Origin of the sequence: Paraburkholderia megapolitana (assembly GCF_007556815.1) — a bacterium.
GTDB classification, from domain to species: Bacteria; Pseudomonadota; Gammaproteobacteria; order Burkholderiales; family Burkholderiaceae; genus Paraburkholderia; species Paraburkholderia megapolitana.
Window position 1 is genome coordinate 1951277 of the sequence record NZ_CP041743.1, and the last position, 15005, is coordinate 1966281.

Annotated in this window: 15 protein-coding genes; 8 read left to right on the forward strand and 7 right to left on the reverse strand. The window is 59.5% G+C overall.

The genetic code is table 11. The annotated features are described in order from the left end of the window. Positions 1–21: 21 nt before the first annotated feature. The gene (locus FNZ07_RS08190; protein ID WP_245811585.1) at positions 22–1095 is read right to left on the reverse strand and encodes an alpha/beta fold hydrolase; all 1074 of its coding nucleotides are present in this window, start codon (positions 1093–1095) and stop codon (positions 22–24) included. 302 nt (positions 1096–1397) lie between these two features. On the opposite strand from FNZ07_RS08190, the gene FNZ07_RS08195 reads away from it, so the two are divergent. Next, positions 1398–1985, forward strand: coding sequence for a TetR/AcrR family transcriptional regulator (locus tag FNZ07_RS08195; RefSeq protein ID WP_091015376.1), 588 nt, complete (start codon positions 1398–1400; stop codon positions 1983–1985). A gap of 13 nt (positions 1986–1998) precedes the next feature. Here FNZ07_RS08195 and FNZ07_RS08200 read toward each other — a convergent pair whose 3' ends face one another. Then, a complete protein-coding gene (locus tag FNZ07_RS08200) occupies positions 1999–2379 on the reverse strand; it encodes a winged helix-turn-helix transcriptional regulator (RefSeq protein ID WP_245811617.1) in 381 nt (126 codons plus the stop codon). A gap of 253 nt (positions 2380–2632) precedes the next feature. Here FNZ07_RS08200 and FNZ07_RS08205 point away from each other — a divergent pair, with 253 nt between their 5' ends. From FNZ07_RS08205 to FNZ07_RS08215, 3 genes are read left to right on the forward strand one after another with little or no spacing between them, the layout of a single operon-like run. Then, positions 2633–3265 (forward strand): FMN-dependent NADH-azoreductase, encoded by a 633-nt coding sequence (locus FNZ07_RS08205; RefSeq protein WP_091015378.1) that lies wholly within the window; start codon positions 2633–2635, stop codon positions 3263–3265. Between the two features lie 42 nt (positions 3266–3307). Further along, positions 3308–3967, forward strand: coding sequence for a DsbA family oxidoreductase (locus tag FNZ07_RS08210; RefSeq protein ID WP_091015380.1), 660 nt, complete (start codon positions 3308–3310; stop codon positions 3965–3967). A 35-nt stretch (positions 3968–4002) separates the two neighbouring features. Beyond that, the gene (locus FNZ07_RS08215; protein ID WP_091015382.1) at positions 4003–5340 is read left to right on the forward strand and encodes an MATE family efflux transporter; all 1338 of its coding nucleotides are present in this window, start codon (positions 4003–4005) and stop codon (positions 5338–5340) included. Between the two features lie 37 nt (positions 5341–5377). Here FNZ07_RS08215 and FNZ07_RS08220 read toward each other — a convergent pair whose 3' ends face one another. Beyond that, positions 5378–6286 (reverse strand): LysR family transcriptional regulator, encoded by a 909-nt coding sequence (locus FNZ07_RS08220; RefSeq protein WP_091015383.1) that lies wholly within the window; start codon positions 6284–6286, stop codon positions 5378–5380. Between the two features lie 126 nt (positions 6287–6412). On the opposite strand from FNZ07_RS08220, the gene FNZ07_RS08225 reads away from it, so the two are divergent. Further along, positions 6413–7054, forward strand: coding sequence for a glutathione S-transferase family protein (locus FNZ07_RS08225; RefSeq protein ID WP_091015385.1), 642 nt, complete (start codon positions 6413–6415; stop codon positions 7052–7054). 51 nt (positions 7055–7105) lie between these two features. After that, positions 7106–9196, forward strand: coding sequence for a pyridoxamine 5'-phosphate oxidase family protein (locus FNZ07_RS08230; protein WP_170275695.1), 2091 nt, complete (start codon positions 7106–7108; stop codon positions 9194–9196). A 182-nt stretch (positions 9197–9378) separates the two neighbouring features. Here FNZ07_RS08230 and FNZ07_RS08240 read toward each other — a convergent pair whose 3' ends face one another. Then, positions 9379–10293: a LysR family transcriptional regulator gene (locus FNZ07_RS08240; RefSeq protein WP_091015388.1), complete on the reverse strand. Its 915-nt coding sequence runs from the start codon at positions 10291–10293 to the stop codon at positions 9379–9381. 137 nt (positions 10294–10430) lie between these two features. On the opposite strand from FNZ07_RS08240, the gene FNZ07_RS08245 reads away from it, so the two are divergent. Then, positions 10431–11522: an alkene reductase gene (locus FNZ07_RS08245; protein ID WP_091015390.1), complete on the forward strand. Its 1092-nt coding sequence runs from the start codon at positions 10431–10433 to the stop codon at positions 11520–11522. A 111-nt stretch (positions 11523–11633) separates the two neighbouring features. Here FNZ07_RS08245 and FNZ07_RS08250 read toward each other — a convergent pair whose 3' ends face one another. Genes FNZ07_RS08250 through FNZ07_RS08260 form a run of 3 tightly spaced genes read right to left on the reverse strand, consistent with a single transcriptional unit; the run spans position 11634 to position 13141 of the window. Then, a complete protein-coding gene (locus FNZ07_RS08250) occupies positions 11634–11903 on the reverse strand; it encodes an NIPSNAP family protein (RefSeq protein WP_245811591.1) in 270 nt (89 codons plus the stop codon). A 21-nt stretch (positions 11904–11924) separates the two neighbouring features. Continuing rightward, entirely contained in the window at positions 11925–12674 is a 750-nt protein-coding gene (locus tag FNZ07_RS08255) for an SDR family NAD(P)-dependent oxidoreductase (protein ID WP_091015392.1), read from the reverse strand. A gap of 53 nt (positions 12675–12727) precedes the next feature. Next, positions 12728–13141 (reverse strand): DUF427 domain-containing protein, encoded by a 414-nt coding sequence (locus FNZ07_RS08260; protein WP_091015394.1) that lies wholly within the window; start codon positions 13139–13141, stop codon positions 12728–12730. 499 nt (positions 13142–13640) lie between these two features. Here FNZ07_RS08260 and FNZ07_RS08265 point away from each other — a divergent pair, with 499 nt between their 5' ends. Beyond that, positions 13641–14972 (forward strand): RICIN domain-containing protein, encoded by a 1332-nt coding sequence (locus FNZ07_RS08265; RefSeq protein ID WP_091015396.1) that lies wholly within the window; start codon positions 13641–13643, stop codon positions 14970–14972. Positions 14973–15005: the final 33 nt, after the last annotated feature.

Here is a 15005-nt window from a genome sequence, read left to right on the forward strand (position 1 = left end):
GCGAAAGCGCCGTCACCGAATTCAATGCACTGCAAGGAACTCCTGCACCGCGGCGATCGTAGGCGCGGGCGCTTCATCCATCAGCCAGTGGCCCGCGTTTGGAATAATGACTTCCTGAACGTTAGTCGCCGCGTTGCGCATAATGATCCCCACGTTGGCACCGAACGCTTTTTCGGCGCCGATGGCGAGCACCGGCATCGTCAGCTTCGTCTGCATCGCCTTGAGGTTGTCGTCCTCGTCCTTCTGGTCGATCGCGAGGAACTGGGCGAACGCGGAATGCATCGCACCAGGCTTCGCGTAGATCGCGGCGTAGTGACGGCGAGTCGCTTCATCGATCTTCGACGGGTCGCCGGCGAACTCGTCCCAGAAGCGGTCGAGATAGATGCGCTCGCGGCCGGCAACCAGACGCTCGGCGTCACGGCCACCGAAGTTGAAGTGCCACAGCGCGGGCATGCGCACGATCTGGTCCCACGGCGGGATACCGGGGATCGGCGAGTCGATGACGACGAGACGGTTTGTCTTGTCCGGATAGCGCGCCGCGTAGGCATACGCGACCATCACGCCGATGTCGTGACCCACGATGTCGGCGTGGTCGATGCCGAGCCTGTCGAGGACTGCCTGGATGTCGCCGGCCTGCGTCCACTTGTCATAGCCGCCGGCGGGGTGCGAGGACAGGCCCATGCCGCGCAGATCTGGCACGACTACGGTGTGGTCCTTCTCGAGTACCGCGGCCATTGGCGCCCACATGTCACCGGTCTCGCCGAAGCCGTGGATCAACACAACGGCAGGCCCATGACCGCCGACGCGGACGTTGATCGTCGCGTCGCCGTTCACCACCTCCGAGTTGCGGAAGTCGGCCGGGAAGGGGGTGATCGCGGCGTGCGCCGACAGGGTGCCCAGCGTCAGGCTGGCGGCGAAGCCGACCGCCACTCGACGAAAAGTGCGGGAGAGCGCGGACCAGACGCTTGCGGAGTTCTTCGGTTTCTCAGCATGAGGGAACGTTTGCCGGGCGGATGCGCCGTCGGCTTCGATCGTGTTCGTCTGCATCACGGCCGGGACGGGATAAATCCCTTCTACGTTGGCATGCTCGTTCATCTGTGTACTCCAGGTTGTTTCTCGTTGGGGGCGACTCACAGCGCGGCGGCGAACCGCCCGGCAGGGAACCGCACGTAAAGGAGTCGTGCCGTATATCAGTGATCTGGACCGGATGCGGCATCGACGGAACGGATTCTATAACGTGTGTAATAAAACGTGCAATGAATTTTGTAACGATGGTGATAAAACATGGTCATGAGGTGTCTGTTCACACGCGAACGGCAGCATCAGACACACCATTTTTGTATCGATCGTGCTAAAATCCGTCCGCGAGTAACGGAAATTCAGGGAGTTGCACGAAAATGGCGAGGCCGAGAGAGTTCGACGAAGAGGCGGTACTGGACAAGGCGACTGAGCACTTCTGGGTGAACGGGTATGAATCCACGTCCATGCGTGATCTGGCCGAGGGCACAGGATTGACCAGTCCAAGCCTGTACAACGCCTTCGGTGACAAGCGGGCTCTCTATCGGCTGGTGCTCGATCGATATGTTCGGTCTGCGCTCGTCGACTGCACCGAAATTTTTGAGAGCAACACACCGCCTCTGCAAGCGATAGAACGGTACATCGACGCGATCATCGCTGAGGCGCTCAGCGATAAGCTGCGCAAGGGCTGCTTTGTGGTGAATACCGCGCTTGAGGTCGCACCACATGACGAAGAGTTTCGCGAGGTGGTCACCTACATTTTTGGCCGGATCGAGCGGTACCTGCGCGACAGCATTGCTGCGGGTCAGGCGGACGGGTCGATTTCGACGGATCAGTCTGCAGCCGATCTCGCGAGACTGTTTCTCGGCACTTCTTTAGGTATTCGGGTATTTGCGCGGACGCGTCCCGATCGCGCGCTTCTTAAAGGTCTCGCGCGACCACTTTTCTCCCTGTTGCGAAAACCCTGAACCACCACATTTCCTACACCGTCTCTGGTCGCTCATCGAATCGCAGTCTTGCTTCCTCGATCGCTGGGCGATTCTTTCTTCCCCAGGCCGCTAGCGCTCTCAATGGCGCGATCAATGAACTGCCTAACTCAGTGAGTTCGTACTCGACTTTGGGTGGAATGGTTGGATAAACCGTTCTGGTCACGAGACCGTCTCGTTCGAGACCTCGCAAGGTCAGCGTGAGCATGCGGTGCGACACGCCGTTGACTGTACGCAGGATGGTGTTGAAGCGTTGCGGTCCGTCCGAAAGAGCGCCAACTACCATCACGGTCCATTTGTCACCGATTCGATCCAGTACCTGTGCCATTGCGCGGCACTCGGCATGGATTTCTTCGTCGTGCACAAGGGTCGTCACTTCGGATGGCACTCGACTAGCCACGGCACTCTCCTGGATTTTCTTTAAGGAACATCGGTGTTCGTGCAGCACTTATTAGTGCGTTCTTGTCAATGTACAAGATATCAAAGATAGTTTCACGTACAAATTTAGCGTTACGCACTGGCGGCTTGTTGCGCGTCGATACCATACCTTAACTTCCGCTAAAGGGTGCGTATGCATTTTTCTATTCACGCCCGATTCCTCGGGCAGTCGTTAAAGTGAAGGATCTTCCATGAGTAAATTGCTGCATCTCGATACCAGTATTCAAACGAGCAACTCGGTGAGTCGACGCCTGTCTGCCGCCATTGTGGACAAGCTCAAGAATGCCGATGAAGACCTCGATATCACCTATCGGGATCTCGCAGCCCATCCGTTGCCGCATCTGACGGAGCCGGTATTCGCGGTCCATGTCCAGTCGGCGGATGCTTCAGGTCTGGATGCCGAACAGCGGGACGACGTTGCTGAAAGCGCGAGCGTACTCGCGGAGTTCCAGGCCGCCGACACCATCGTGATAGGTCTCGCGTTCTACAACTACTCGATCCCCAGTTCGTTGAAGGTCTGGATCGATCGGGTGGTGGTCGCCGGCAAGACGTTCTCTTTCGGAAGTGGTGCGGGCCCCGTGGGGCTGGCTGCGGGAAAGCGGGTAATCGTCGCCATTGCCCGGGGCGGCGTCTATGCCGAGGGCTCGCCTTCCGCGCACCGCGAGCACGCAGAAACCTACTTGAGGCACATCTTCGCGCTGATCGGGATTAACGATCTTGAGGTGATCGTGGCAGAAGGGCTGGTGTTCGGGCCGGAGGCAAGCGCCGCCTCGGAGCAGATGGCGATGAACCGCATCGACGCACTCCCCGCGATGGTGATCTAACTCATCCTGCCCGCAGGAAAACTGGTTTCTCATGGAGGCGTCATGCCTGCATTGAAAATAGATTTGTATTCGGACATCGTATGCCCGTGGTGTCTCATCGGGCAGCATCGCCTGGACAAAGTGCTGTCCGAGCGATTTCCGAATCTGGCTGTCGATATCGAACACCACCCCTACGAGCTGATACCGAATGCGCCGCCGGAAGGCATTCGTCTGGCGGACTACTTTCGTAAGAAAGGCATCGTGAACATGGCGCCTGCTTTCGAGCGACCGGAAGCGGAGGCGCGCGCTTCCGGTTTGCACCTGAGCCTGAGTCTCCAGCCCTACGTCTACAGGACGGTTTATGCCCATACCCTGCTGCGTGCCGCCAGAGCGCGCGGTACGCAGCACGCGCTGGCTGTGGCACTGACACGCGCGTACTTCGATGACCGGCACAATATTTCCGATCTGGAAACGCTCGGCGAGATCGCTGCGTGCTATGGGTTCCAGCGCAAGGAGGTGCACGCGCTCCTCGCGGACCAGGCGGAGATCACGAAGACGGAGGCCGACATCGCGAGAGCGCGGGCCGCTGGCGTGTCGTCTGTTCCGACTTTCAAGGTGGGTTCTTTGACCACCGAGGGCGCGCGATCGGAAGACGAGATAGCGGCGCTGATCAGCAATGCCATCAAGATCGAAGCGGCCGTTCAGTCGCACGATGATCATTGACTCACCATGCTGTGGTCCCGTCGCGCCTGCGCTCCATGCTGGAAGCACCCATTGCGCCACTGCTGGCGCGCATGGGCTGGCCGAACATGCTGATGATGCTGGCCCAGTCGTCGACGGGCCTCGTCGAGACATGGTTTCTCGCGAGACTCGGCACGCAGGTACTTGCAGGCGTCGCGGTGGTCGTGCCGATGTTGATACTGATGCAGAATCTGTCGCAAGGCGCGATGGGCGGCGGTATCTCGTCGTCGGTCGCGCGTGCGCTTGGCGCCGGCAATGTGGCGCTGGTCGACCCGCTCGCGAGGCACGCGGTAGCCCTCAACTCGCTCATCGGCATTGCGCTATCCATTGTCCTGCTTGCGGTTACCCGGCCGCTGTTCCAGATGCTCGGTGCACACGGTGCGGCACTCGACGCCGCCAGCACATACGGGCACGTGCTGTTCGCCGGCTTGCCGTTGATGTGGGCGATGAACGCGCTTGCAAGCGTGATTCGCGGCACGGGCAACATGGTGGTACCCGGCGCAATGATCTGCGGTGGTGCCGTGTTGCTGATTCCACTGTCGCCGTGTCTGATCTTCGGCATCGGCCCGTTGCCTCACCTCGGTGTCGCGGGTGGCGCCTGGGCACTCGTTGCGTACTACACAGCGGGTACCGCGATACTCGGCTGGTATTGCGTGAGCGGGCGCAATCCGGCTCGCCTGTCACGCGGCACGCTGCATTGGGCGCCGATGCGTAGCATTCTCATGGTTGGCGGTCTTGCATGTCTGAATCCACTTCTGACGAACGCACTCATCGCGCTGACTGGCGCCGCCGTCGCTGCACATGCGGGCACTCCGGCGCTCGCCGGTTACGGAATCGCTACGCGCCTCGAATACCTGCTGATGCCGATGGCGTTTGGCATCGGCGCACCGATGGTGGCGCTCGTCGGTGCGAACATCGGCGCGGGACAGTGCGAACGCGCACGGCGCATAGCGTTGACCGGTGGCGCGATGGCCTTCGTGCTTGCCGAACTGGTTGGCCTCGCGGCAGCGCTGTGGCCGCATGCGTGGCTGCTCCTGTTCGGCGCCAACGAGCAGTTGCTGCAGACCGGCTCTACGTGTTTGCGCATCATCGGTCCTTTCTACGGCTTCTTCGGGCTCGGCTTCTCGCTGTATCTGGCGTCGCAGGGCGCGGGCCGACTCGGCTGGCCGCTCGGCGCGGGCGCGCTGCGGCTCGTGCTGTATGCCGGCGTCGGTACATTGGCGTTGCGGGTTACCAGGTCGCTGACGCTGTTCTTCGCGATCGGTGCCGTTGCGATGGTGGCGTACGGCGTGATCATCCTCTGGTCGGTTGCATCGGGGCGCTGGTTTGTCGCGCGCTCTCGCAGTGCTGGCTGAATCAGCATGGAGACTTCAGACTGGCTCAAGCAGCGTATCAGGCAGACACAGCGAGCCGCGTTCTGAAAACATCGATCAGGGCGCGTACTTTCGCCGGCGGATAACTTGTTGGTGGAAACACCGCTTGAATGCCCGCGGGCGCCGTCGTCCAGTCGGGCAACAGACGCACGAGGCGGCCGGCTTTCACGTCCGCCGCGATCGAGAAGTCGGTCAGCAGCGCGAAGCCGCCACCTGAAAGCGTGGCTGCGCGAGCGGCGTCGGCGGTGTTGACTTGAAGTCCGCTGCTGCAGCGGACGTTTTTCATGTCGCCATTGGCGCGTTGCAATTCGAGGGTCATTGGATGCGGCAATACCGACAGTGCAACAAAAGGCCATTTCGCCAGTGCGGCCGGCGAGCGGGGTTTCCCCCACTTCTCCACAAAAGCCGGGCTTGCCACCACCCATTTGACGAAGGCGCCGATTTTCACCGCGCGGTAGCTCGAATCGGCGAGCCGACCGAGCCGGATTGCGATATCGATGCTGTCCGCGATCAAATCCACGTAGCTGTCGTTGCAAATCAGTTCGACGTCGAGTTCTGGATAAGCATGGCGCAGATCGACCAGTGCTGGCGCGACCGCGAGCGCGCCATAGTCGTGCGGCGCGCTCACGCGCAACGTACCGCGCACCGGAGCGCTTGCGTCCGACACTGCCGACAAAGCATCTTCGGCCGTCTGCAAGATTCTGCAACACGCGTCGTAAAACACGCGGCCGCCTTCGGTGACCTTGATCTGTCGAGTGGTTCGTACCAGCAGACTCGCGCCAACCTCTCTCTCGAGCCGCTGAATGTGTGTGCTGACCATCGCCTTTGCGAGGCCGAGGCGCGCCGCTGCGGCAGTAAGAGAGCCTGCTTCGACCACCGCCGCGAAAATCACCAGCCGGTTCAGATTGATGTCCCGTATGTCTGCCATGATCGATTGTCCACTTTCGATTGACTATGTTTTGAAGCTTAGCAGTCTTCTCGCGCGACGCGGTGACCGATAGCATTGCCTATCCGTTCCAGTTCGAACCCCCCGCTATTTCAAAGGATTTCCCCTGTGCCCGCTGCTAAACCTGCCCAACCGATTCGCTTGCATACCACGCTGCTTTCCGGACACGGTCATCGTGTGAAGCTGTTTCTGACGCTGCTCGATCTGCCGTTCGAAGTAGTCGAACTGAACATGGCCGCCGGTGACAATCGTCGCCCGGAATATCTTCAGCTCAATCCGTTCGGTCAGGTGCCGACGATAGAAGACGGCGACACGGTGCTGTTCGATTCGAATGCGATTCTCGTGTATCTCGCGAAGCGTTACGGCGATCCGTCATGGCTGCCGCAAGACGAATTGGGCGCTGCAGCGGTACAACGCTGGTTTTCGCTTGCCGCCGGACCGATCGCCTACGGTCCGTGTACCGCGCGGCTCGTTACCGTATTCGATGCACCGCATCACCTCGAAACTGCGCAAAAGATTGCGATCAAACTGTTCGACGTGCTTGAGCGCGAACTCGCCGACAAGCTTTTTGCGGTCGGCGAGCACGCGACGATCGCCGACATCGCGGCACACACGTACATTGCGCATGCGCCGGAGGGTGGTGTGACGCTTGAGCCGTATCCGAACATTCGCGCGTGGTTGCGCCGCGTCGAGGCGTTGCCGCGTTTTGTCGCAATGCCGTCTACCAAGGTGGATCTGCTAGCCGGATAACGGCGCACGCGCGGAATCGTATCGCGCGATTTGCCACGATGAGGAATCGCCATGTCTGAAACATCCTCTATGAGCTCAGCCGCCGGCAGCACCGACGCCGGACCTTTTCACGCCGCTGAAATCGCCGTACAGCAGCGCGCGGGCGTGACGGATGAAGCAGACAGAAGCGGCAGGCGGGGGATTCGCCGGTATATGCCGGAGCAGCATCGGCAGTTTTTTGCGGAACAGCCGTTCATGGTATTCGGTGGCGTCGACGCCAGCGGACAGCCATGGGCAACGTTGCGCGTCGGTGCGCCTGGCTTTGTGTCGTCGCCAGATGCGCGCACGCTGCGGATCGAAGGCGGTGCGCTACCGGGTGATCCGCTTGCGGACAGCTGGCGCGAGGGCGCGTTGATCGGCGGCCTTGGGCTGCAACCACAGACGCGCCGACGCAACCGGGTCAACGGTAGAGTGTCTTCGGTGAATGGCGACGTCGTCACGCTCGAAGTTTTGCAGAGCTTCGGCAATTGCGCCAAATACATTCAAGGGCGTGCACCCGAATTCATTTCGCGCGGATCTGCCGGAGCACCACCCGAAATCGAACATGCAACCGAGCTGAACAAATCGGACCGCGCGCTGCTCGCGCGTGCCGACACGTTTTTCATCGCCAGTGCGAATCTCGCAAGTGAAGCGAACCTTGCGCGCGGGGTGGACGTTTCGCATCGAGGCGGTATGCCGGGCTTCGTCCGCATCGACGATGCGAACACGTTGACCACGCCCGACTTCAGCGGCAATCGCTTCTTCAATACGCTTGGCAATCTGACGCACGATCCGCGCGCGGGTTTGCTGTTCGTCGATTTCGAGAGCGGCGATCTGCTGTACGTGGCGGCACGCGCCGAAATCATCTGGGAAGGGCCGGACCTGGCGGAGTTTCCGCTGGCCGAACGGTTGGTGCGCTTTCGTATTACCGAGGTGCGCCGGAGCAGGGCGGTGCTGCCGTTTCGCTGGTCCGCAGTGGATTACGCACCTCAATTTCCTGCGTTGAAACCTGCGCAGGAATCCGATTCGTCGGTCTGGAGGAAACTGCGGATCGCCGCAGTGCACGACGAAACACCGTCGATCCGCTCGTTCTATATGGAATCGATCGACGATACACCGTTGCCGCCATTCGAACCAGGCCAGTTCCTGCCGATTCGCGTACCCGTAGAGGGCGCGAGCACACCAATCGTTCGCACGTACACGCTTTCAGACGCGAGCGATGCGCAGCGCTACCGCATCAGCGTGAAGCGTCAGGGTGCTGCATCGAGCTGGTTGCACGACCATCTTTCTGCCGGCATGCATATCGATACGATGGCGCCACGCGGCGCATTCACCTACGATCGGTCAACCACGCGCGCAGCGGTATTCATCTCTGCGGGCATTGGCATCACGCCGATGCTGGCGATGTTGCAGCACGCTATCGCAGCGCGTACGACGAATGCACAAACGAAACCACTCTATTTCTTCCACGGCGCGCGCAACGACAGCGAGCGGCCGTTCAGCGCATATCTGAAAGAACTCGCGGATCGTCATGCGGATGTCTCGATGCATCTATTCGATAGCGACAGCAACGCGGTGATTGATTCGATGAGCTCATCGGGACGCGTGAGCATCGCTGCGCTCAAACGTCTTCTGCCTTTCGACGATTACGATTTCTATCTGTGCGGTCCCGATGCGTTCATGCGCGACCTGTACGAAGGTTTGCGTGCGCTTAACGTGGCAGACGAGCGCATCCGGTTCGAAGCGTTTGGTCCAGCGAGTGTAAAACGCACGCCCGACGCTGTGACTAGCACTACGTTGAAGCAACCGAACGACGAATCCAGCAATGCGGCGCGGCAACCAGCGGACGCCGTACCCGTGACGTTCTCACGCACACAACGCACGATGCAATGGCTGCCGAAAAACGGCACGCTGCTGGAATTCGCGGAAGCATGCGGTATCGATGCGCCATCGAGTTGTCGTTCGGGGATATGCGGTACCTGTTCCACTCGCGTGCTACAGGGCAGCGTGGCTTATGACGGTCCAACCGAAGCCGATATCGCGCCTGGCCATGCGTTGATTTGCATGAGTAGACCGCTAGCCGACGAGAATGGATCGGCGCAAGCGTTAACACTCGATCTTTGAACAAAGTTCATTGCTGCGCAACTCGGAGCAACAGTGGATGCACCACCGCAATATTGGCGTACGCCTCCCCGTGAGCATGCGGACGTCTTCGGAAAGATCGTGCAAGGCGCTCGATAACCGGCACCGGGAATTTCACTTTTAGCTGTACACGGTATCCCCGCGACGATCAACAGATCCGTCGCTTAGTACCCGTTTCGTGCTTGCCTTGGCAGGCAGCGAGAGATCAGGTCGTCAACCCTGTTGAGAAACAGATTCAACGTCGTAGACGTGTTGGTCTTGCTATATCCGATGACGAGGTCGATCGTGGGCGGTTCGCCGGCAAGTGGCCGACAAACCACCGACGCTGGAAGCAGATTCTCCGCATAGGCTGGAACCAGCATGATGCCGCGGGTCGATGCAACCAGCGACATCGCCATTGCAAGATTATCGACCTCGTGGCTTGGACGTATACCGACGTTCAGCTTCGATATGAACTCGTCTATAACCAGCTTTAGCGTGGGGGACACGCGCGAGACAGCGATGAACGTCTCGCTGACTAAATGTCGAGGATCGACTTCATCGAAGGCCGCGAAACGGTGATCGCGTGGCATGGCTGCTACTAGAGGTTCGGTGTCGACGTGCCTGTAAATGAGATCCGGCATATTCAGTTCTGCGCGCATGAAGGCAAGATCAAGCTCGCCCTTCATCAGCGCCTGGCCGAGTTGAGGGGAATTCTGGCTGGAAATCGTTACTTCGGTGTTTGGAAGTTCATCGCATAGCGTGCGCATCGTTTCGGGCAGCCAGTTCATTTCCTCGCCGGTTAGAAAACCAAGGGCAAAGACGGGCTTCGCGGGGTGCGCCACTTTCCACGCCGCTTTCGCGGCCAACTCCGCCTGCATCAGCACCAATCGTGCATGTTCCAGAAAAGCAAGACCCGCCTCTGTCAGCTCGACACCGCGCGCACTGCGTATCAGCAATTGCGCGCCGACTTCGGCCCCGAGATCGCGGATTTGCCGGCTGAGCGAGGGCTGGGACGTGTGCAGTCTCTGCTCGGCTGCGGTTGTGAGGCTGCCGGTCTCGGCCACTGCGACAAAGTACTGAAAGTGCCGAAGCTCCATACGTTTTATGCATGCTCGTCGAGCATGCCTCCATGCTTATAAAGTCTTTTTTCCGCACACCAGACTAACTTAGACTCCAGGCAGGATTTGGCTGGCACGTTTTCAGAACACATCACGCAGTCATTATAGGTGCTTACATGTCGAAGTTATTCTCACCGGTCCGGGTCGGCGCAATCGGCCTTTCTCATCGCGTCGTCCTGGCGCCGCTCACGCGGATGCGCGCGAATCTGCCTGGCAATGTGCCCGGTGAGTTGATGGCGGCGTACTACGGACAGCGTGCGTCAGACGGTGGTCTATTGATCACGGAAGCGATCTTCATATCTGCGACCGGAAATGGCGGATATGGCTCGCCAGGCATTGTCACCGATGCACAGGTTGCCGGCTGGCGAAAGATCGTAGACGCAGTGCACGCGAAAGGCGCGCGAATCGTACTCCAGCTCTGGCACGTCGGCAGGCAGTCACATGTCGAGCTCCAGCCGGATGGTCGGGCTCCCGTCGCGCCGTCTGCCATTCAGGCTGAGGTACGCGCGCTGCTGCCCAGCGGTCCCGTAACAGGCTCGATGCCGAGGGCGATAGAGTTGTGGGAAATACCGGGGCTCGTCGGTGAATATCGGAGCGCTGCGGAATGTGCGAGGAAGGCGGGCTTCGATGGCGTCGAGATACACGGCGCCAATGGGTACCTCATCGATCAGTTTCTGCAGGACAACTCCAACCAGCGCACAGATGCATACGGTGGGTCTGTTGAAAATCGAGTTCGCTTTCTTCTGGAAGTCGTCGAAGCGGTGACGTCCGTATGGGGCAGCGATCGTGTCGGCGTTCGCATCGGCCCCAGCAACAGGTTTGGCGGGATGGCAGACAGTGCGCCAGAGGTCACATTCCCGTATGTTGCCCAAGCACTCTCGCGCTTTGGACTGGCCTACCTGCATGTCATTGAACCGCGGGTCACGGGTAACGTCTCGGATGACGACCAGCCACCCGTAGCGGCAGGCTTGCTTCGCCCGTTGTTTGGCGGACCGGTGATCGCCGCGGGCGGTTTCGATGCGACAGGCGCCGACGCAATTCTGGAAAAGGGTGACGCCGACCTTGTTGCGTTTGGGCGGCACTTTCTCGCAAATCCGGATCTTCCTGAGAGACTGCGTCTCAGCCTTCCACTCAATGCTTATGACCGGACCACCTTCTACTATGGTGGCGACAAAGGCTATGCCGACTATCCGGCGTATCGAGCGTAGTGGCTTGACGAGCCGATCGCCCTCAGTTCATCAAACAGTGTGAGGACGGTTGACCGGTTGTTCACTTGAGCGGAGAGAAGTCGGTTGGTCGCATGATGCGCGACTCCATCTTCACGAGACTATCGAGGCCTTCACTTTGCGGCCGAATTCTTGCCAGCGACTATCTGCAGCCATTCGGTCGCGACGCTGAATACGGTCGTCCAGGCTTTGATAGCCCCAGATATGGACGATTTCGCTAATGTCGCCAATTTCGGTTGTGAAGAAGCCAATCAGTTCGCCGAGAAATTCCTGCTGGAGGGGCAGACCTTCGCTCTTATATAACGCAAGCCACTCAGCGCCGCGTAGCGGCTTGAAGGTGTAGGTGCGGATTTCGTAAAGCATGAGCGGCTCCCGGGCGATCGATTACGAGGCGGTCTTCCCACCATTCACTCTGAGGATTTCCCCGGTCATAAAACTCGACCTGGGCGATGCGACGAATACGATCGCTTCGGCCAGTTCCTCGGGGGTTCCCGCACGCTTGAGCGGCAACCCGGCGACAAGTGCGGCCTTGCGCTCGTCGGTGGTGGTGAGCCGGTTGAGCATTGCGGTTTCAACCGGGCCGGGCGCGACGGCATTGACACGCACGCCGAACGCCGCAGCTTCTAGTGCCGCTGACTTCGTTAGACCTTCCACCGCGTGTTTGCTGGCCACATACAACGAAGCCCCGGCCGCGCCGCGTGAGCCCATCGTCGATGAAATGTTGACGATGCTGCCGCTGCCTTGCTGCGCCATCACGCGCAATTCGTGTTTCATCGCTAGCAGGGTGCCGAGGACGTTGGTGTCGAAGACGGCTGCGTAGCGTTCCGGTGTTTGCTCCGTTACCGGGCTCCATTCGCCTTCCGTGCCGGCGGCATTCACCGCAATGTCCAGTCTTCCGAAGTGGGCGACCGTGCGGTCGATCAGTTCGCGTACGTCGTCTTCGAAGCGCACGTCCGACCGCACGAAGTCGGCTTCTGTGCCAAGCGCACGAAGTTCATCGGCGAGTTGTCGGCCTTCTTCGATACGACGGCCTGAGACAACGACGCGCGCTTTTTCGCGGGCGAAAGCGATAGCGGTCGCGCGACCGATGCCGGTCAGCGCGCCGGTGATGAGTACAACGGGGCGGATATCCATGGTGTTTCCTTGTTGGGGTAGCGCGTTCGCGCTTTCATTCGTGACTCGGGTTATCAGCGCAGTACGACGGCACCCATGTCTACTTCTATCGCGTCGACGCGGTCCGGGTAGAAGGCGAGATGTGCCTTTATTACCGCGACCGCGTCGAACGGATTTTCGTAAACCCAGGCGGCATTGACAGAGCGCTCGCCACCCGAAGGGATCGAGTAGTATGTGCAGTCGCCCTTGTAGGGGCAGTAGGTGGTGTGCGAAGAGGATTCGAGCAGCGTCATGTCTACATCCTTTCTCGGGATGTAAAGGACGGCGGGATAGCCGGCTTCGAGGAGCGTCAACGCGTCGTGCGTTTCGGCGATGATCTGCCCGGCAAGTGTGACCACGACGCGCGACCCGGTGCGTTCAATAGTGATCGGATGATCGGGACCGGGAATCCTGACCGTCTTGCTTACCGGCGTGGCGTGGCTTGACATGAAAGCGCTCCTTCAGTGAATTCGTCGGAGGCGGGTGTTCATCAGACACGCTATGCATTCAATTCCTGGTGCTGTCTCGCGATATCCGCCTTGCTGCGAATCACACACTCTAATGACGCACGGATAAAAAGAGAAAGACTTTCCAGGCTGGTAGGCATGCCTCGCGGGCATACCTGTAGTTCGACTGCCGCTCTGCTGTTAGCGCGCACACGATTCATACCGCATTCCGTTTCTGATTGCGCCAATAAATACACAAGCGCGACACGATGAATATGTGTCGCGCATCCCTGCGTCGAATCGGGCGAGGTAGAGTGACATTCATCTCTTTGGCACAGGACAACTCCTGGTTGCTGTGAATAGAAAGGCGTACTGGTCATCGCCTTGTCTCGCACCGCAGCACGACACTCAATCGCGTTGTTCACTTCTGCTTGTGTAGTTATCTGCTCGCGATTCATAGAGCATCCCTGTTCGCAACTTTAAAAAGAGGGGAGACGTTCCCATGATTGATTCGAGTGGCATCACATCCAGCAAGCGCTTTAGTGCAATGCGTGCGCTTTACACCGTTTCATCGACCCTTGCATTACTGATTGCCACCAGCGCGCCGCTTCATGCGCAAACATGGACGCTTCAGTGGAGCGACGAATTCAACGGCGCAGCCGGCGCCGCGCCGGACTCCACCAAATGGACCTACGACACGGGCGGTGGCGGTTGGGGCAATGGCGAGCTGGAAACATATTGTTCGCCTTACTCGAGAACCGCACCATGCGATCCGAATAGTTCCAACATCTACCAGGACGGCAGCGGCAATCTGATCATCAAGGCGATTAACAACGGCGGCACCTGGACCTCGGGTCGCATGAATACCTCTGGAAAAGAAGCATTCCAGTACGGACGTATCGAAGCGCGTATGAAGCTTCAGGTGGCGGACGGTTTCTGGCCTGCGTTCTGGATGCTCGGCAACAATATCGGCTCGGTTGGTTGGCCAGCATCGGGTGAGCAGGACATCATGGAGTGGGTACAGAGCTACGGTCCGAACAAAACGTCTTCGACGGTTCATGGGCCGGGCTATTCGGGAGCCAACGGCATCGGTAGCCAGTTCACGTTCCCAAATGGTGGACGCGTGGACGACGCCAGCTATCACACGTACGGTGTGATCTGGACGCAAAACATGATGCAGTTCTATCGCGACAATCCGGAACAGCCGTACTTCACGATCACGCCGTCGAATATTCCAGCCGGCACGCAATGGGTTTTCAATCAGCCCTTCTATCTGCTGCTGAACCTTGCGATAGGCGGTGGTGGATTTCCGGGCACGACGGATGGCAGCACGCCGAGTACCGGCACGATACTGGTCGACTATGTGCGGGTGTACCAGCCAGGCAGCACGATCGACAGCAGCGCCTGGTACACGGTCAGCAACCAGAATAGTGGTGCCTGTGTCGATGCGGCGAGTTGGGGTACCGCCAACGGCACCATCGCTCAGCAATGGAGTTGCGGTGGGAGTCAATACAACCAGGAATGGCAACTCACGCCTACCGATAGCGGTTACTACACGATAACGAACCGCAATGCGGCACTGGTGTGGGATGTCACGGGCGGCCCTTCGGCTACGGCGAGTGGCGCGCTGATCCAGCTATGGGGTTCCGGTGGCGGCACGAATCAGCAATGGATGCCGGTGTCGAACGGCAACGGGACCTACAAGTTCGTTGCGCGCAACAGCGGTCTTTGCCTCGATGTGCCATCGGCCTCTACGGCCAATGGCGTGCAGTTGCAGCAGTACACCTGCAACGGTACCGCGGCGCAGTCTTTCATCCTGACACAACAGCCTTAAGACGGATGAAGGAGGGGTGCCGGTTAGCGCTGA